Here is a 17,285-nt window from a genome sequence, read left to right as displayed (position 1 = left end):
CCGGGCGCGCACTGCGCCCGGGCCCTGCGAATGAAACCGGCTGCCTCACATCACGTCGTACGACGCCTGCGCGCCCCCGGGCGCCGCTCGCTCGGCCGGTAGACGTTCTCCCCGGCCTCCTTCGCCGCCTCGCGGCGCGCGGCCCCGTACGCGGCCAGGGCTTCGGCGAGCTTGCCCACGCTCGGCTCCGGCGACAGGACGTCGACCCGCAGGCCGTGTTCCTCCGCCGTCTTGGCGGTGGCCGGGCCGATGCACGCGATCACGGTGACGTTGTGCGGCTTGCCCGCGATGCCCACCAGGTTGCGGACGGTGCTCGACGAGGTGAAGAGCACGGCGTCGAAGCCGCCGCCCTTGATCGCCTCGCGGGTGTCCTGCGGCGGCGGCGAGGCGCGCACGGTCCGGTAGGCGGTGACGTCGTCGACCTCCCACCCGAGCTCGATCAGCCCGGCGACCAGGGTCTCGGTGGCGATGTCGGCGCGCGGCAGGAAGACGCGGTCGATCGGGTCGAAGACCGGGTCGTACGGCGGCCAGTCCTCCAGCAGACCGGCGGCGGACTGCTCCCCGCTCGGTACGAGGTCGGGCTTGACCCCGAACTCCACCAGCGCGGCGGCGGTCTGCTCGCCCACGGCGGCGACCTTGATGCCCGCGAAGGCACGGGCGTCGAGCCCGTACTCCTCGAACTTCTCCCGTACGGCCTTGACCGCGTTGACGGAGGTGAAGGCGATCCACTCGTAGCGGCCGGTCACCAGCCCCTTGACCGCGCGCTCCATCTGCTGCGGGGTGCGCGGCGGCTCCACCGCGATGGTCGGCACCTCGTGCGGCACCGCGCCGTACGAACGCAGCTGGTCGGAAAGCGAAGCGGCCTGCTCCTTGGTGCGCGGTACGAGCACGCGCCAGCCGAACAGCGGCTTCGACTCGAACCAGGACAGGTCCTCGCGCCGCGCGGCGGCGCAGTGCTCCCCGACCACGGCTATGACGGGCCGCGAACCCTCCGGCGAGGGAAGGATCTTGCCCTGCTTGAACACCTGGGCGATGGTCCCCAGGGTGGCGCTCCAGGTCCGCTGGCGGGTGGTCGTGCCGGCCACGGTCACGGTGAGCGGGGTGTCGGGCTTGCGCCCGGCGCTCACCAGCTCGGCGGCGGCCGCCGACACCGTCTCCAGTGTCGCGGAGACGACGAGGATGCCGTCGCTGGCGCCCACCTCGCTCCAGCAGCGCGCGGAGGCGTTGCGGGCGTCCACGAACCGGACGTCGGCGCCCTGCTTGCCGCTGAGCGGCACACCGGCGTACGCGGGCACGCCGACGGCGGTCGCGACACCCGGGACGACCTCGAAGGGGATGCCCTCGGTCGCGCAGACGAGCATCTCGTCGGCCGCGTTCCCGTCGAGCCCGGGGTCACCGGTGACGGCACGGACGACCCGCCTGCCGGAGCGCGCGGCCTCCATGACAAGATTGGCGGCGTCTCGGATCACCGGGACTCCGGCGGCTGCTGACTTCTCGTCAGCGACCGTCAGCTGAGGCGTGTCCACCCCCGCGCGCGCATGCGCACGTACGACCTCGAGCACCTCGGGCTCGGCGATCAGTACGTCCGCGGCCGCCAGGGCCTCCACGGCGCGAAGCGTCAGCAGTCCCGGGTCGCCCGGGCCGGCACCGAGGAAGGTGACGTGCCCGTGGACGGCGACTGCCGCACGTGCGGAGGTGGTTGGGCTTGTGGGGTTCAAAGCGACCGCTCCCCCATCAGACCGGCCGCACCCTTCGCCAGCATCTCGTCCGCGAGTTCGCGGCCGAGCGCCATGGCTTCGTCATACGACTGGGGCACGGAACCGGTGGTGGACAGCTGCACCAGCGTGGAACCGTCGAGGGTTCCCACGACTCCACGCAGGCGCATTTCATTGACAGTCTGCCCGTCGGCCAAAAGGTCGGCGAGCGCGCCCACGGGGGCACTGCAACCGGCCTCCAGGGCGGCGAGCAGGGCACGCTCGGCAGTCACGGCGGCCCGCGTGTACGGGTCGTCGAGCTCGCCGAGCGCGGCGATCAGGTCCGTGTCGGACGCGAGGCACTCCACGGCCAGGGCACCCTGGCCGGGTGCGGGCAGCACGTTGTCGACGGACAGCAGGTCGGTGGCTTCGTCTCCGCGGCCGATCCGGTTGAGCCCGGCGGCGGCGAGGACGACGGCGTCGAGCTCCCCGCTGCGCACGAAGCCGATCCGGGTGTCGACGTTGCCGCGGATCGGGACGGTCTCGACGACCTTCCCCAGGCTCCGGGCGTACGCGTGGATCTGCGACAGCCGCCGCGGCGAACCGGTACCGATGCGCGCACCGTCGGGCAGCTGCTCGAAGGTCAGGCCGTCGCGGGCGACGAGCGCGTCCCGGGGGTCCTCGCGCTGCGGCATCGCCGCGATGACGAGTTCGGCGGGCTGCGTGGTGGGCAGGTCCTTCAGCGAGTGCACGGCGAAGTCGACCTCACCGCGTACGAGGGCCTCGCGCAGGGCGGTGACGAAGACGCCGGTGCCGCCGATCTGCGAAAGGCTCTCGCGGGACACGTCGCCGTAGGTCGTGATCTCCACGAGCTCGACGGGCCGGCCGGTGATCGCCCGTACCGCCTCGGCGACATGCCCGGACTGGGACATGGCCAGCTTGCTGCGCCGCGTGCCGAGCCTCAGGGGCTGGTCGAGACGTGGATTCATGATGCCCGTCCTGAGTCGTCGTTCTTGTCTGCCGCGTCCGCCCGGCTGACGGAGGCCACCGTCTGCGGGTCGAGATCGAAGAGTTCGCGCAGCGCCTCGGCGTACCCGGCGCCGCCGGGCTCGCTCGCGAGCTGCTTGACGCGCACGGTCGGCGCGTGGAGGAGCTTGTCGACGACGCGCCGCACGGTCTGAGTGACCTCGGCCCGCTGCCGCTCGTCGAGATCGGGCACGCGCCCGTCGAGCCGCGCCACTTCCATGGCGACGACCTCGGCCGCCATGGCGCGCAGGGCGACCACGGTGGGCGTGATGTGTGCGGCGCGCTGGGCGGCCCCGAACGCGGCCACTTCCTCGGCGACTATCGCACGCACGGCATCCACGTCGGCCGCCATCGGCGCGTCCGCGGAAGCCTCGGCCAGCGACTCGATGTCGACGAGCCGCACGCCCGGGATCCGGTGCACGGCGGCGTCGATGTCGCGCGGCATGGCGAGGTCCAGCAGCGCGAGCCGTACGGGCTGCGCGTCCACCTGGCTACGGGCCCCCTTGCGCGGCTGCCGCTGCGCGGCCGCCTCGCCCTGGTCGGCCCAGGTCCCGTGGAGCTCCAGCGAGCTGGCGTCGACCCCGGTCAGCGCGGCCCGCCCGTCGGCGGTCCGCGCCGGATCGGCGGCGAGCGCGTCGAGCCCGACGGGACACCCGTCCCGCTCCTCGACGACCACCTTGCTCCGCACGGCCCCGGCATCGGCGATCCGCTGCCCACCGGCGGAAGCGGCGGCAAGCCGCGCGACGAGCGCGGAATCCAGCCCGGCCGTCACTGCATCCGGCCCGGCCGGCGTTCGAGGCGCGGGGGTCCGGGGGCCGGACCCCACGGCGACGGCCACGTCATCCCCGGTCAGCACCAGCCCGGTCGCGCCCGTGCACGAGACGACCACATCGACTCGTGTCAGCTCATCCGCGACCAAAGACATCGGCACGGCCGAAGCCGCCACCCCGGTGCCCGAGGCAACCAGAATCTCGGCCAGCCGCTCCGCCCGCTCGGCGGTCCGGTTCGCCACGACGATCTCGGCGACGCCGACCCGCGCGAGCGTCGCCGCCGCCAGCGAGGACATCGACCCTGCGCCGATGACGAGCGCCCGCTTCCCCGCGGCCCACTCCCCCACCGGCACGTGCACCGCGAGCTGTTCCAGCCCGAAGGTCACCAGCGACTGCCCGGCCCGGTCGATCCCGGTCTCGGAGTGCGCCCGCTTGCCGACGCGCAGCGCCTGCTGGAAGAGGTCGTTGATGAGACGCCCAGCAGTATGGAGCTCCTGCCCCAGCGCCAGCGCGTCCTTGATCTGCCCGAGGATCTGGCCTTCGCCGACCACCATCGAGTCCAGTCCGCACGCCACCGAGAAGAGGTGGTGGACGGCCCGGTCCTCGTAGTGCACGTACAGATAAGGAGTGAGCTCCTCCAGAGCCACTCCACTGTGCTGCGCCAGCAAGGTGGAAAGCTCGGCAACGCCCGCGTGGAACTTGTCCACGTCCGCGTACAGCTCGATGCGGTTGCACGTGGCGAGCACCGCCGCCTCGGCCGCCGGCTCGGCGGCCAGCGTGTCGTGCAGCAGCTTGATCTTGGCATCGGCGGACAGCGAGGCCCGCTCCAGCACGCTGACGGGCGCGCTGCGATGGCTCAGCCCTACGACGAGCAGACTCATGCCGGCATCACCGCCGGTACGTCGCCCTCGGGGCCGTTCTTGCGCGCGACGGCGGCCGCGCGCCCGGCGGGCGGCACGACGGCCGCGGCCGGGGCCGCGCCGGTACCGGCGCCGCCGACCGCGGCGGGGCCGCCGGCGGCTGCGGCCGCGGCGGCTTCCTCGCCGGCCTTGCGCTGCTCGTGGAAGGCCAGGATCTGCAGCTCGATCGACAGGTCGACCTTGCGCACGTCGACGCCGTCCGGCACGGAGAGCACCGTCGGCGCGAAGTTCAGGATGGAGGTGACGCCCGCGGCGATGAGCCGCTCGCTGACCTGCTGGGCCGCTCCGGCGGGGGTCGCGATGACCCCGATGGAGACGCCGTTCTCCTCGATGATCTTCTCGAGGTCATCGGTGTGCTGTACGGGCATGCCGGCGACGGGCTTGCCGGCCATGGCCGGATCGGCGTCGATGAGCGCGGCGACGCGGAAACCGCGGGAGGCGAAGCCGCCGTAGTTGGCGAGGGCCGCGCCGAGGTTACCGATGCCGACGATGACGACCGGCCAGTCCTGGGTCAGTCCGAGCTCGCGGGAGATCTGGTAGACGAGGTACTCCACGTCGTATCCGACCCCGCGGGTCCCGTAGGAACCGAGGTAGGAGAAGTCCTTGCGGAGCTTCGCGGAGTTGACTCCGGCGGCCGCCGCGAGCTCCTCGGAGGAGACCGTGGGTACCGATCGCTCGGAGAGCGCCGTGAGGGCGCGCAAGTACAGCGGAAGCCGGGCGACAGTGGCCTCGGGAATACCTCGGCTGCGGGTCGCCGGTCGGTGAGTTCGGCCAGTTGCCACGATGCTCCTGCGGGATGAGCGGGGCTGCAGGTGGCCACTTGTCCCAGGACCACCCCGTCGAATGCAGGCTATGTCTTTGTGAACGCGTGCACAAAGATTGTGTCCGCTTTGTCCGAGCAAAGTGACCGGGGTCACGCGCCCCGGACGCGCAGGACGGGAACCGTCGACACGCCGAACCCGTTCAAATCCCAAAGGGGGCAAAACCGTACACACTCCTCACCGAAACGCCCCCGAGACCCTATAAATCGCCCACGATCGTAACCGGCTGAGCGGTCAAGCCTGCAATGCCCGTCGGAGCCGGTCAGGGTTCACCCGCCAGAAGGTGTGCTGTTCACCGTCCACCAGCACCACGGGAATCTGCTCCCAATGCAGGCGGTAGAGCTCCTCGTCCTGCGAGATGTCCTTCTTCTCCCACTGTGCACCCGTCTCGGCGCACACCTTCTCGACCACTTCCTGGGCTTCATCACAGAGATGACACCCCGGCTTCCCGATGAGCGTGACCACCCGCTCCTCGGGACGCTTCTTTCCGGCACGGCGCAGCAAAGGACTCATGTCCCCATTCTCCCGCGCCCGCGCACCGCCCGGTCCTGCCCCGAAACCCGGTACATACGAAGAGTTCACGCCGCTGATTCGCAGCGGTTCGGGAACTCCCGAACACAGTGGCTATGCTCGCGTCATGGCCGCTCTGGGATGGCTCACCCCCCGTAGGCGCTCCGCGACCGCGCGGAGCGTGCTGGCAGGCGAGGCCTCGGCCGAGGCCGCCCGCAAGACCGCACTGGCCGAGGACGATCTCGACGCCCTGGGCCCGGACGCCCGAGGAGCCGAGGCCGTACAGGCCCCGCAGGCCGTCGCACCCGAGGCCGTCGAGCTCGAGGACGAGCCCGAGGACGAGCCCGAGTTCCCCGTAGCCGGGGACGACCTGGCCGCCGCCTTCTTCGACCTCGACAACACCGTCATGCAGGGCGCCGCGATCTTCCACTTCGGCCGCGGCCTCTACAAGCGGGAGTTCTTCCGCCGCCGCGAGCTCGCCCGCTTCGCCTGGCAGCAGGCCTGGTTCCGGCTCGCCGGGGTCGAGGACCCCGACCACATGCAGGACGCCCGCGACAGCGCGCTGTCCATCGTCAAGGGCCACAAGGTCTCCGAGCTGATGTCCATCGGTGAGGAGATCTACGACGAGTACATGGCGACGCGGATCTGGCCGGGCACCCGCGCCCTGGCCCAGGCCCACCTCGACGCCGGGCAGAAGGTGTGGCTGGTGACGGCCGCCCCCGTGGAGACCGCCACGATCATCGCCCGCCGGCTCGGCCTGACCGGGGCCCTGGGCACCGTCGCCGAGTCCGTGGACGGGGTCTACACCGGCCGGCTGGTCGGCGAGCCGCTGCACGGCCCCGCGAAGGCGGAGGCGGTGCGCGCCCTGGCCGCGGCCGAGGGCCTGGACCTCGAACGCTGCGCCGCGTACAGCGATTCGCACAACGACATTCCGATGCTGTCGCTGGTCGGACATCCTTACGCGATCAATCCCGACACAAAACTGCGCAAGCATGCCCGCGCCCACGACTGGCGCCTGCGCGACTATCGGACCGGTCGCAAGGCCGTGAAGGTCGGCGTCCCGGCCGCCGCCGGAGTCGGCGCGATCGCGGGCGGCGCGGCCGCCGCGATCGCCCTGCACCGCCGCCGCAAGTAGCTCCTACGGGGCCCTGCCCGGCCCCCGCCCGGCCTCCCGGCCCGCCACCCCCGGCCCGCCCCGGGGGCAGGGGCATTCGCTCACCTCTACCCGCGCCCCCGGCACGGCACTCCGCCCTGCCCGACTCGGTCGTGAGCACCTGCGGAAGCAGCCATTCCGCGTACCCAACCGATCAAGAAACGATCACCAACTGCTACTGAATATGCCCTCGACACGCAACAGAAGTGTCGGAACCGGTGATTTGAGCAACTGGGTGTAGCGCTGCCTGTACGAAGCGTTATTCTCCTCAAACGCATGCCACCGCCCATCTGTCGCCACGACGGGTGAACGGTCCCGCACTGCACGTGATGGAAGCTCTGCCACTGGGAGTCCCGTGTACCCACCTGTCGGGGTTGACGCCTCGGGCCTGGCTACGCTGCGCGCAACGGTCATCGACCACCTGCGCGGCTTCGTCCCCACCGCGTACGCCGTCCCCGCCTTCGCCACCGCGGTCCCCGCCGGACTCGGCCCGGCCGGTCCTTGCTATGCCCTGACCGACGGCGGAGCAACGGTGGGCAGACGTGGGCGCACCGGCGCCTCGGCCACCGGAAGCTCAGCCGCCGGGACCACCGCCCCTGCCGCCCGCCGACCCACCGCGGACAGCGACCAGGCCCGCATGATGGACCTGGTCGAACGCGCCCAGGCCGGCGAGGCCGAAGCCTTCGGCCGCCTGTACGACCAGTACAGCGACACCGTGTACCGCTACATCTATTACCGCGTGGGCGGCAAGGCGACCGCGGAGGATCTCACCAGCGAGACCTTCCTGCGTGCGCTGCGCCGCATCTCCACCTTCACCTGGCAGGGCCGCGACTTCGGCGCCTGGCTCGTGACGATCGCCCGCAACCTGGTCGCCGACCACTTCAAGTCGAGCCGCTTCCGCCTGGAGGTCACCACAGGCGAAATGCTCGACGCCAACGAGGTGGAAAGGTCCCCCGAGGACTCCGTCCTGGAGTCCCTCTCCAACGCGGCCCTGCTGGAAGCCGTACGGAAACTCAATCCGCAGCAGCAGGAGTGCGTGACTCTGCGCTTCCTGCAGGGCCTCTCGGTCGCCGAGACGGCCAGGGTGATGGGGAAGAACGAGGGCGCCATCAAGACGCTCCAGTACCGGGCGGTCCGCACGCTGGCCCGCCTCCTCCCCGACGACGCCCGCTGACGCCGCCTCTCCTCTCACACCCGGTATCCCTCCCTGATGACATTGATGACACCGACGACGCTGTGGTCCGATCATCCTTCGTCCGTAACCCAAGTGCCGCGCCGCTCGTTGTGGGGAATGCAGGCTCCCTGTGGACAAGCCCTACCCGAAGCCGCTCACTCGAAAGGGTGGATGTGCTCAAGGAAGGCAACCTTCCGGACACCTTGGGGAGTCGATCGTCATGACGAGAGGAGGTGCCGCCAGTGATCGCGAACGTGACTCCGCACCGGCGGGCGAACGCCTTCGCCCAGGCCCTGGAGGATCGGACCCCGTCCGACCTTTCGGAACCGGACCCGGCGGCCGAGCAGTCCGAGGCACCTGCCGAACCTGCCGACCACGACCGGTTGTTGGCCCTGGCGAGCGTGCTCGGCGAAAGAATGCCGCGCCCGGTGCTGGATCCCGAGGTCAAAGTGGTGCAACGAGCCCAGCTCATTGCCGCCATGGAGACCATGGTGATGGAGGAAAGGGCCGGGGGCAGTGCCGCCTCGGACCCTCAAGTGCCCGAACAGCGGACCGGCCGCGGCGCCCACCGGGCGACCTCGCTCCGGAAATTGCGGCCCCGCTCCCGCTGGTCCAAGGGCATCGCAGCGGGCGGCCTCACCGTAGGTGTGGCCGCGGGGGCCTTCAGCGGCGTGGCCGCTGCGAGCACGGACGCCCTGCCGGGTGATCACCTGTACCCCGTGAAGCGGGGCATGGAGGACATCCGGCTCGGGATGGCCGCGGACGATTCGGACCGGGGCGAGCTCTATCTCGACCAGGCCTCGAACCGCCTGTCGGAAGCCCGGAGGCTGATGGAGCGCGGCCGGCTGGGCCCGCTGGACCACGAGTCCCTCGGCGAGATCCGCCGGGCGCTCGCGGGCATGAAGCACGATGCCTCGGAGGGCCACCGGCTGCTCCAGGCCGCGTACGAACGGGACGGCTCGCTCGGCCCGATCCAGACGCTGTCCTCGTTCTCCCGCTCGCACCGCGACGCGTGGGACAAGCTCCGGGGCAACCTCCCCATGCAGCTCACGGACGTGGGCGGCGAAGTGGAGTCGGTCTTCCAGGCCATAGACGAAGACGTGGCGCCGCTCCAGAGCCTGCTCCCCAAGCCTCCCGAGCAGACCCGCGGCTCCGGCCCCGCCACGAAGCCGAGCACTCCGGCGGGCAAGCAGCAGACGGCACCCTCCCCGGGCGCCCCGTCGGCAGCCCCCGCCCCGTCCTCGGGGGCGACCACCGGATCCACCCAGACCCCGCCCCCCGGCGGCGGCCTCCTGGGCGGTACGGGGAACCTGCTGAACCCGCCCGCGGGCCAGCCGACCCCGTCCACGGCCGGTACCCCGGACCTCCCGCATCCGGACATCACCCTCCCGCCGCTCCTCCCGGGCCTCCTCCCGGGCCTGGGCATCAAGGCGGAGGACGCGGACTAGCAGCACCAAGAACGCCGGCGAGGCAATTCCAGCCTCGCCGGCGTTCGGCGTGCGCCTACGGGTCCGCGCCAGAAGAAGCGCGTCAGAAGAAGCGCGTCAGAAGAAGACGGACCGCCGCTGCACCAGCAGCTTGTACAGCGTGTGCTGAATCTGCTCGCGTACCTGGTCGGTCAGGTTGAACATCAGCATCGGATCCTCCGCCGCCTCAGCCGCATAACCCGCGGTGGCGATCGGCTCCCCGAACTGGATCGTCCACTTCGTCGGCAGCGGCACCGCCCCGAGCGGCCCCAGCCAGGGGAACGTCGGAGTGATCGGGAAGTACGGGATCCCCAGCAGCCGCGCCAGCGTCTTGGCGTTGCCGATCATCGGGTAGATCTCCTCGGCCCCCACGATGGAGCAGGGCACGATCGGCGTCCCCGCCCGCAGCGCGGTCGACACGAACCCGCCCCGCCCGAACCGCTGGAGCTTGTACCGCTCGCCGAACGGCTTCCCTATCCCCTTGAAGCCCTCGGGCATCACGCCCACCAGCTCCCCGGCCTCCAGCAGCCGCTGCGCGTCCTCCGCGCAGGCCAGCGTGTGGCCGGCCTTGCGCGCGAGTTCGTTCACCCCGGGCAGCATGAACACCAGGTCCGCCGCCAGCAGCCGCAGGTGCCGCTCCGCCGGGTGGTGGTCGTGCACGGCCACCTGGAGCATCAGCCCGTCCAGCGGCAGCGTCCCGGAGTGGTTGGCCACGATCAGCGCGCCGCCCTCCTTCGGGATGTTCTCGATGCCCTTGACCTCGACCCGGAAGTACTTGTCGAACAGCGGCCGCATCAGGGACATCAGGACCTGGTCCGTCAGCTCCTTGTCGTAGCCGAAGTCGTCGACCTCGTACTCCCCGGTGATCCGGCGCCGCAGGAACGCCAGCCCGCCGGCGATCCGCCGGTCCCAGCCCTCGCCGGCCGGACCCGAGGGCTCCGGCGCGGCCGCCACCGCCGGCTCCGCCACGGGCTCCACCGCCGCAGCGGTCCCCGGCGCCTCCGGTGCGACCCGCACCCGCCGCTGCGGCCGGCGCCGCGGCCGGTCCTCGTCGAACGGAATGACCTTGGCGTCCGCCACTATCGCTTCGCTCCCTCAGCCACATCACCAGCAGTCACATCACCAGCGTCTACCGCGTCTACCCCCAGCAGCTCCGCCACCCGGTCCACGGCCCGCCCGGCCCGCTCCGGCGGCAGCAGCCCGCTCCCCCGGCTCCGCGTGAAGTCCGCGAAGGTCTCGGCGGTCGTGTACATCGGCCGGAATCCCAGCACTTCGCGCATCTGGGTGGTCTCCACGACCCGCCCGTGCGTGAGGAGCCTTATCTGTTCCGGCGAGAAGTCCGTCGCCCCGATCGCCCGCAGCGCCGAGCCCACCCAGGTCACCCCGGGCAGCGGCAGCGGCAGGGCCGGCCGCCCGAGCCGCCGCGTGCACTGGGACAGCAGCAGCACCCCGTCACCCGCGATGTTGAAGGTCCCGCTGTTCAGTGTCCCCCGTTCGGGCTCCCCCGCGGCGAGCCGCAGCACGTCCAGGACATCGTCCTCGTGCACGAACTGCAGGCGCGGGTCGTAGCCCAGCACGGTCGGGATCAGGGGCATCGAGAAGTATTCGGCGAGCGCCGAGTCAGCGAAGGGGCCGAGGATGTTCGCGAGCCGCAGGACGCACACGGCGACGTCGGGCCGCCTGCGCGCGAAGCCGCGTACGTACCCTTCGACCTCCACCGCGTCCTTGGCGAAGCCGGCCGCGGGCAGCGATTTGGGCTGCGTGGTCTCGGTGAAGACGGCCGGATCCTTCGAGGTGCCCCCGTACACACTGGTACTGGACTTCACCACGAGGCGGCGTACCGTCGGGGACTTCTGGCAGGCCCCGAGGAGCTGCATCGTCCCGATGACGTTGGTTTCCTTGACGGTGCTGTACGAACCCGAGCCGGCGCCCGTCGCCGCGCCTCCGGTCACCGCCAGGTGGACGACCGTGTCCACGTTGTTCTCGGCGAGCACGCGGGCGATCGCCGACTGTCTGATGTCCGTACGGACGAACTCGGCCGATCCCAGCCGGTGCGGCGGCGTCACCGCGTCGACCGCGATCACCCGCTCGACCTCCGGGTCCCGCTGGATCCGCCGTACGAAACGGCCCCCCAGCTGCCGGGCAGCCCCGGTAACGAGCACGACCTTCCCCACGAGCTCAGCGCCTCCCTCGAAGAAGTCCCCCGGCTGCACCGCAGCCCCTCCACCAGGATGGTGGAGGGGCTGCGGAGAACACGTACAGCTGCCGTTTACTTCTTGTTACGACGCTGGACGCGGGTGCGCTTGAGCAGCTTGCGGTGCTTCTTCTTAGCCATCCGCTTACGCCGCTTCTTGATAACAGAGCCCACGACTACCCTCGCTCATCTCTCACTCGGTGCGGGGCGTCTGGGCCCACACGACCTACGTCGGCCTAGCCTACCCGCCAGAGCTCTGAGCTTGTAATCCGAGTGCTTCGGAGGGGTCGCCAGGTGCTCCCGGCCCTTGCCCTCAGGCCGATTCCACCCCCACGAAGGACTCGCGAAGGTACTCGTGCACCGCGTTTTCCGGGACCCGGAAGGACCGGCCCACCCGGATTGCGGGCAGATGTCCGTTGTGCACCAGGCGGTACACGGTCATCTTCGACACTCGCATCACCGAGGCGACCTCCGCCACGGTCAGGAACTGAACCTCACTGAGAGGCCTCTCGCCAGCAGCCATGACACACCTTGACCTTCCGCGCATGACGGGCACCGGCTTCCCCTCCGGTTACGCCCCGTCGTCGCACGCTCACTCCCCAGAGTAGGGGCGTGTGATACGAGTGGGGAAGAGGAGCTACGGCCACTCCTGCCCGCCCGGCAGCCGGGCCCGGTCGAGCACGTACCGAGTCAGCGGCATGTAGTAGTCCGCGCGCACCGCGTCATCAAGCGGAACGGCCACCGACACCCGCCCCTCGGCCTCCCCGACAAACAGCGCCGGATCATCCGTATCGGCCAGCCCGATCGCCTCCACACCGAGCTGACCTGCGCCGCAGACCCACCCGTGATCCCCCACCACCAGCGCAGGAAGCGGCCCTCCGGCCTCCGCCAGCGCCCCCAGCGCGATCCGAACCGGCAGCGGCGAATGGGTGTGCGCGCCGGTCGCACTCCCGGGCCCGCGCGCGCCGCCTTCCCGCACCAGTGCGACCCCCCGTACGTAATCGATCCTGTGTCGGCGTACGCCGAACCGGGTCTGCACGTCGACGCCGACCCCCCGCGCCGGGGTGAGGACATCACATCCCGCCGCCGACAGCGCCTGGGCCAAAGTGGCGTAGAACCCCAGGAGCCGGTGCGGGTGACCGGTCCCGAACAGTACGGGCGCCCGTGCCCCGGCGGCCGCGCGCAGCCGCCCCGCGAAGGCCTCCAGCCCCGCCACCGTGCGCTCCGGATCGATCACGTCCGGCCCGCTGACGTGCGTCGGATCCGCCGAGACCCCGCACTTGTCCGCCATCAGCCGCAGGAGGTCACCCTCGCCCCAGCCCCATTCCGGATCCAGCCCCAGCAGCACCCGTGGATCGCGCGCCGCGAACAGCCGGTAGCTCCGCAGGCTCTCCTCCCGTGAAGTGGCGACGGGCCCGGCCAACCGGGCGGCCAGCAAATGCGCACGCAGCGCGCCGGTGCTCAACACGCTCCGATGCTGCCCCAACACATCTGCCGGATCATCAATTCCTGGCAAGAGCCCCACAGTTGGCCTAAGCCCTGTAGGGGTCAGGTCAGCATCCCCCGCAGCGGGAACACGGCCCGCCGGGTGGCCAGTACGGCCTGGTCGATCCGGTCCGCGGGGTCGTACCCGGCGTCCCAGTCCCGCCAGGACACCGCCCGGCCGTCGGTCATCCGGGCCGGGGCCACCTGCCGGGTCCGCGCGTACGCCTCGTCCCGCCAGGACGCCGGGACCGCCGTCTCGGGATCGATCGGCTTGTGCCCGGCGATGGCCACCAGGTGCGTCCACGACCGCGGTACGACGTCCACGACGGCGTACCCGCCGCCGCCCAGCGCCAGCCAGCGGCCGTCCGCGTACTCGTGCGCCAGCGCGTGGCACGCCTCCTGGACCGCCCGCTGCGCGTCCAGCGACACCGCCAGATGGGCCAGCGGGTCCTCGAAGTGGGTGTCGGCCCCGTGCTGGGTGACCAGCACCTGCGGCCGGAAGTCGGCCAGCAGCTCCGGCACCACGGAGTGGAAGGCCCGCAGCCACCCCTCGTCACCCGTCCCGGCCGGCAACGCGATGTTGACCGCGGAGCCCTCGGCTGCCGGCCCGCCCGTCTCCTCGGGCCAGCCGGTCTGCGGGAACAGCGTGCGCGGATGCTCGTGCAGGGAGATGGTCAGTACCCGCGGGTCGTCCCAGAAGGCCGCCTGCACGCCGTCCCCGTGGTGCACGTCCACGTCCACGTACGCGACCCGTTCGGCCCCCAGCTCCAGCAGCCGGGCGACGGCCAGGGCCGCGTCGTTGTACACGCAGAACCCGGCCGCGCCCCCCGGCATCGCGTGGTGCAGCCCGCCGGCGAAGTTCACCGCGTGCGCGGCGTCCCCGCGCCAGATCGCCTCGGCACCGGCCACCGACTGCCCGGCGATCAGCGCGGACGCCTCGTGCATCCCGTGGAAGGCCGGATCGTCGGTGGTCCCGAGCCCGTACGAGCCGTCCGCGACCCCGGGGTCCGCGGACACTTCGCGCACGGCCGCCACGTAGTCCTCGCGGTGGACCAGGCGCAGCGTGGACTCACCCGCCTGCCGCCCGGCCCGCACCTCCAGCTCCCGGTCGAGCCCGAAGGCCCGTACCAGGCCCATGGTCAGCGCCAGGCGCACCGGGTCCATCGGATGGCTCGGTCCGAAGTCATACTTCGTTACCGCCTCGTCCCACATCAACAGCCCTGTCACCGACTCGCCGCTCATGCCCGACACCGTATCGGGCCTCCTTCGCCCCGAACGAGCGGGCGTAGAAAAGAGTGACGAGGACGAGCACCATCGGCACGAGCATCGCGCCCCGGTAGTTCCAGGCGTCGCCGATCCCGCCGACGAGCGGCGCTCCGATCAGGAAGCCGACGTAGTTGAAGATGTTGAGCCGCGCGATCGCGGTGTCGGAGGAGTTCGGGAACAGCCGCCCCGCGGCGGCGAAGGTCTGCGGCACGATCACGCACAGCCCGATCCCCAGCAGCGTGAAGCCGAGCATCCCCGTCCAGGCCCCGGGCGCGACCGCGACCACGGCGAACCCGAGGGCGGCGACGACGGATCCGATCCGTACGACGCTCACGGCCCCGAAGCGGCGCACGCCCTGGTCCCCGACGGCCCGGCCGAGCAGGGTGGTCACCATGTAGACGTTGTAGGGCACGGTCGCGAGCTGCTCGGAGGATCCGAGGACGTCCTGGAGGTACTTGGCGCTCCAGTTCGACACCGTGGAGTCCCCGATGTACGCGCAGGCCATCACCAGGCACAGCGGCAGCAGCAGCTTGAACCCGCCGGCCCCCAGCCCCTTCCCGTCGCCCGCGGCGGCCACTCCCGCCTCCTGGTCCACGTAGAACCGGCTGGCGAAGAGCGCGAGCGGCAGCAGGATCACCACCGCCGGCAGGTACGAGGTGAACAGCGCGAGGTGCCAGTGGGCCCCGGCCCAGGCGGCGGACGCGCCGACGATCCCGCCGAGGCTGTACGAGGCGTGGAAGCCCAGCATGATGCTGCGGCCGTAGGCGCCCTGGAGGCTCACCCCGAGCATGTTCATGGAGGCGTCGAGCGACCCCACGAACAGCCCGAACGCCCCCAGCGCCAGCGCGGCCTGCCACATCTCGCCGCCCGCGCCGACGCCGAGCAGCGCCAGCAGGACGAGCGGCTGCGCCCACCGCAGTACGGCGCTGGGCGCGACCCGTTTCACCAGGTGCTCGGTGGCGACGCTGGAGAGCCCGGCGAGGATCGGCACGGCGGCCAGGAAAGCCGGCAGCAGCGCGTCGGATATGCCGTACCGGTCCTGGATGGCGGGGATCCGGGTCACGAGCAGCGCGAAGGTCACGCCCTGCACGAAGAAACTGAACCCCAAGGCCCCGCGCCCGCGGCTCAGCCGCGCGTCTGCTGTCATGGCGGCTCAGCGTAGGCGCCGGTCCTACCGGTGGGTAGAGCGATCACATATCGATTGGGTCAGTGATCGAATCCGCCGGTGTAGCCGCCTTCGAGGCCGAGCAGTCCGAGCAGTTGGGCCATGTCCCCGAAGTATCCGGTGGCGCCGGGCAGCCGGTCCGCGGGCATCATCGCGGTGTAGGCGAAGACGTCCATGCCCGCGGCGACGGCGGCCTGGACGCCCAGCGGGCTGTCCTCGACGACCACGCAGCGGTGGGGCGCCACCCCCATCTGGTCGGCGGCGTGCCGGAACAGGTCCGGGGCCGGCTTGCCCTTGCCCACGTCCTCGGAGCTGAAGATCCACTCCTCCTCGAACCACTCGTCCAGCCCGGAGGCCCGGTGCCCGACCCTGATCCGCTCGTGGCTCCCGGAGGAGGCGAGGCAGTAGGCCGTGCCCGTCTCGACGAGCGCGGCCAGCACGTCCCCGACCCCCGGCACGGGCTTGAGCTCCCGCTCGAAGGCCGCGAAGGTACGTGCGTGCAGCGTCTCGTCGAAGTCGTCCGGCAGCACCCTCCCGGTCCGCTCCCGCACGAGGTCGTGCACCCGGTGCACCGCGGCTCCCATGTAGTCGCGCAGCGACTCCTCGTACGAGGTCGGGTGCCCCAGCTCGGTCAGATACCCGGCGAGGATGCTGTTGGCGAGCGGCTCACTGTCCACCAGCACGCCGTCGTTGTCGAAGATGACGAGGTCGTAGCCCATGCGACAACCCTACGAGCCGTCAGCACGAATCCATCCGGACCCCATGCCGGGCATCCGCAGGACATCCAAAGATCCTCGCCGCCCGAACGGACCGCGCCCAGCCCCTCGGGTCAGCCCTCGAGTCAGCCCCTCGCGCCGGCCGCGACCGAGTCGATGACGCCCTGCCAGGAGCGGCGGTAGCCCTCGCGGAGCGGCCCGCCGGCCAGGTCGAGGACCTCCTGTGCCGCATCGATCAGCGCCGCCGGGTCCCCCGAGACGCACAGCCACAGGTGCCCGTCCAACAGCGCGGCCCCCCGCTCGCCGTCCGCCTCCCGGAGCCGCCTCGGCAGCCACTTCCCGCCTCCACCCCAAGCCCGGTGGTGGTCGAAGAGCAGATCGGCGGCGCCGCCCAGGACCACCCCGGCCACGGCCAGCCGCTCCACGGGATCCTGCACGTCACCCAGGTCGTCCAGCGCATCGGTGAGCCCGTACCGCTTGGTCTCCAGGGTCTGCGGATCCAGCGCCGCCGGCCCCCGCCCCAGGTCCGCCTCGGCCAGCGCCCGCGCCCGGCCGGCCTCCCCGTCCCGGTCGACCAGGACCAGGCCGGTGGCGTACATGGCTTGCAGGACGGCCCGCCGGGAGGCGAGATCCGCCGCGAAGAGCTCTTCGAGGCCGGTCCGGGTGTGGACGAACAGCTCCACGACCCGCCCTTCGATGCGGAGCGTCTCCCGGTAGGTCTCGCCGCCGTCGGCGACGAGCACCGCGATGTCCAGGTCGCTGCTCGCGGTCGCCCGCCCCGCGGCCGTGGATCCGGCCAGGATCACGGCCAGTGCTTCGGGGAAGCGGTCCCGCGCGATGCCTCGCGCCAACTCGATGGGGTCTACATCCAGGTCGTCCATGCCGGTCAGACTTCCACGAACCCCGCCCGCAGGCCACAGATTTT

17 protein-coding genes are annotated in these 17,285 nt (G+C 71.4%); 3 read left to right on the top strand and 14 right to left on the bottom strand.

Annotation, left to right across the window (positions count from 1 at the left end; genetic code table 11):
* Positions 1–50: 50 nt before the first annotated feature.
* From OG490_RS21470 to OG490_RS21450, 5 genes are all read right to left on the bottom strand, one after another.
* Entirely contained in the window at positions 51–1,718 is a 1,668-nt protein-coding gene (locus OG490_RS21470) for a bifunctional uroporphyrinogen-III C-methyltransferase/uroporphyrinogen-III synthase (RefSeq protein WP_330297920.1), read from the bottom strand.
* On the bottom strand, positions 1,715–2,683 hold the full coding sequence (gene hemC / locus OG490_RS21465) for a hydroxymethylbilane synthase (protein WP_330297919.1): 969 nt from the start codon (positions 2,681–2,683) through the stop codon (positions 1,715–1,717). The genes OG490_RS21470 and hemC overlap by 4 nt, the downstream gene beginning before the upstream one ends.
* Positions 2,680–4,371, bottom strand: a complete 1,692-nt coding sequence (locus OG490_RS21460; protein WP_330297918.1) for a glutamyl-tRNA reductase — start codon at positions 4,369–4,371, stop codon at positions 2,680–2,682. The genes hemC and OG490_RS21460 overlap by 4 nt, the downstream gene beginning before the upstream one ends.
* Positions 4,368–5,192 (bottom strand): redox-sensing transcriptional repressor Rex, encoded by an 825-nt coding sequence (locus OG490_RS21455; RefSeq protein ID WP_330297917.1) that lies wholly within the window; start codon positions 5,190–5,192, stop codon positions 4,368–4,370. Before OG490_RS21455 ends, OG490_RS21460 begins: the two co-directional genes overlap by 4 nt.
* A gap of 273 nt (positions 5,193–5,465) precedes the next feature.
* Positions 5,466–5,744: a glutaredoxin family protein gene (locus OG490_RS21450; protein WP_330297916.1), complete on the bottom strand. Its 279-nt coding sequence runs from the start codon at positions 5,742–5,744 to the stop codon at positions 5,466–5,468.
* 124 nt (positions 5,745–5,868) lie between these two features.
* Here OG490_RS21450 and OG490_RS21445 point away from each other — a divergent pair, with 124 nt between their 5' ends.
* The 3 genes from OG490_RS21445 (at position 5,869) to OG490_RS21435 (ending at position 9,516) form a co-directional block, all read left to right on the top strand.
* The gene (locus OG490_RS21445) at positions 5,869–6,876 is read left to right on the top strand and encodes an HAD family hydrolase (RefSeq protein WP_330297915.1); all 1,008 of its coding nucleotides are present in this window, start codon (positions 5,869–5,871) and stop codon (positions 6,874–6,876) included.
* A 373-nt stretch (positions 6,877–7,249) separates the two neighbouring features.
* The gene (locus OG490_RS21440) at positions 7,250–8,068 is read left to right on the top strand and encodes an ECF subfamily RNA polymerase sigma factor, BldN family (RefSeq protein ID WP_330297914.1); all 819 of its coding nucleotides are present in this window, start codon (positions 7,250–7,252) and stop codon (positions 8,066–8,068) included.
* A gap of 242 nt (positions 8,069–8,310) precedes the next feature.
* The gene (locus OG490_RS21435) at positions 8,311–9,516 is read left to right on the top strand and encodes a DUF5667 domain-containing protein (protein ID WP_330297913.1); all 1,206 of its coding nucleotides are present in this window, start codon (positions 8,311–8,313) and stop codon (positions 9,514–9,516) included.
* Positions 9,517–9,612: 96 nt separating this feature from the next.
* On the opposite strand, the gene OG490_RS21430 is transcribed toward OG490_RS21435, so the two are convergent.
* The 9 genes from OG490_RS21430 to OG490_RS21390 form a co-directional block, all read right to left on the bottom strand.
* Positions 9,613–10,614 (bottom strand): lysophospholipid acyltransferase family protein, encoded by a 1,002-nt coding sequence (locus tag OG490_RS21430; RefSeq protein WP_330297912.1) that lies wholly within the window; start codon positions 10,612–10,614, stop codon positions 9,613–9,615.
* On the bottom strand, positions 10,614–11,708 hold the full coding sequence (locus OG490_RS21425) for an NAD-dependent epimerase/dehydratase family protein (RefSeq protein ID WP_330297911.1): 1,095 nt from the start codon (positions 11,706–11,708) through the stop codon (positions 10,614–10,616). Before OG490_RS21425 ends, OG490_RS21430 begins: the two co-directional genes overlap by 1 nt.
* A 95-nt stretch (positions 11,709–11,803) precedes the next feature.
* Positions 11,804–11,902 carry a 30S ribosomal protein bS22 gene (locus tag OG490_RS21420; RefSeq protein ID WP_003948845.1) on the bottom strand — a complete coding sequence of 33 codons (99 nt, stop codon included), beginning with the start codon at positions 11,900–11,902 and terminating at the stop codon, positions 11,804–11,806.
* A gap of 139 nt (positions 11,903–12,041) precedes the next feature.
* Positions 12,042–12,251 carry a helix-turn-helix domain-containing protein gene (locus OG490_RS21415; RefSeq protein WP_162688852.1) on the bottom strand — a complete coding sequence of 70 codons (210 nt, stop codon included), beginning with the start codon at positions 12,249–12,251 and terminating at the stop codon, positions 12,042–12,044.
* Positions 12,252–12,365: 114 nt separating this feature from the next.
* Positions 12,366–13,196: a phosphatase gene (locus OG490_RS21410; RefSeq protein ID WP_330297910.1), complete on the bottom strand. Its 831-nt coding sequence runs from the start codon at positions 13,194–13,196 to the stop codon at positions 12,366–12,368.
* An 80-nt stretch (positions 13,197–13,276) separates the two neighbouring features.
* Positions 13,277–14,425: an acetoin utilization protein AcuC gene (locus tag OG490_RS21405; protein ID WP_443065967.1), complete on the bottom strand. Its 1,149-nt coding sequence runs from the start codon at positions 14,423–14,425 to the stop codon at positions 13,277–13,279.
* Complete coding sequence (locus OG490_RS21400; RefSeq protein ID WP_330297908.1) at positions 14,397–15,626, bottom strand: MFS transporter; 1,230 nt, start codon at positions 15,624–15,626, stop codon at positions 14,397–14,399. Before OG490_RS21400 ends, OG490_RS21405 begins: the two co-directional genes overlap by 29 nt.
* A 59-nt stretch (positions 15,627–15,685) precedes the next feature.
* The gene (locus OG490_RS21395) at positions 15,686–16,363 is read right to left on the bottom strand and encodes an HAD family hydrolase (protein WP_330297907.1); all 678 of its coding nucleotides are present in this window, start codon (positions 16,361–16,363) and stop codon (positions 15,686–15,688) included.
* 122 nt (positions 16,364–16,485) lie between these two features.
* Entirely contained in the window at positions 16,486–17,241 is a 756-nt protein-coding gene (locus OG490_RS21390) for a nucleotidyltransferase domain-containing protein (RefSeq protein WP_330297906.1), read from the bottom strand.
* Positions 17,242–17,285 lie beyond the last annotated feature (44 nt).

Source organism: Streptomyces sp. NBC_00503 (assembly GCF_036346895.1).
GTDB lineage: Bacteria > Actinomycetota > Actinomycetes > Streptomycetales > Streptomycetaceae > Streptomyces.
Note: the sequence above shows the minus strand (reverse complement) of the source record. Positions and strands in the feature narration are given on the sequence as shown.

Excerpts from the sequence above, each read along its gene's own strand:
- OG490_RS21400 (WP_330297908.1), bottom strand. The coding sequence starts at position 15,626 with ATGACAGCAGACGCGCGGCTGAGCCGCGGGCGCGGGGCCTTGGGGTTC.
- OG490_RS21395 (WP_330297907.1), bottom strand. The coding sequence starts at position 16,363 with ATGGGCTACGACCTCGTCATCTTCGACAACGACGGCGTGCTGGTGGAC.
- OG490_RS21415 (WP_162688852.1), bottom strand. The coding sequence starts at position 12,251 with ATGGCTGCTGGCGAGAGGCCTCTCAGTGAGGTTCAGTTCCTGACCGTG.
- OG490_RS21390 (WP_330297906.1), bottom strand. The coding sequence starts at position 17,241 with ATGGACGACCTGGATGTAGACCCCATCGAGTTGGCGCGAGGCATCGCG.
- OG490_RS21445 (WP_330297915.1), top strand. The coding sequence starts at position 5,869 with ATGGCCGCTCTGGGATGGCTCACCCCCCGTAGGCGCTCCGCGACCGCG.
- OG490_RS21460 (WP_330297918.1), bottom strand. The coding sequence starts at position 4,371 with ATGAGTCTGCTCGTCGTAGGGCTGAGCCATCGCAGCGCGCCCGTCAGC.
- OG490_RS21405 (WP_443065967.1), bottom strand. The coding sequence starts at position 14,425 with ATGTGGGACGAGGCGGTAACGAAGTATGACTTCGGACCGAGCCATCCG.
- hemC (WP_330297919.1), bottom strand. The coding sequence starts at position 2,683 with ATGAATCCACGTCTCGACCAGCCCCTGAGGCTCGGCACGCGGCGCAGC.
- OG490_RS21450 (WP_330297916.1), bottom strand. The coding sequence starts at position 5,744 with ATGAGTCCTTTGCTGCGCCGTGCCGGAAAGAAGCGTCCCGAGGAGCGG.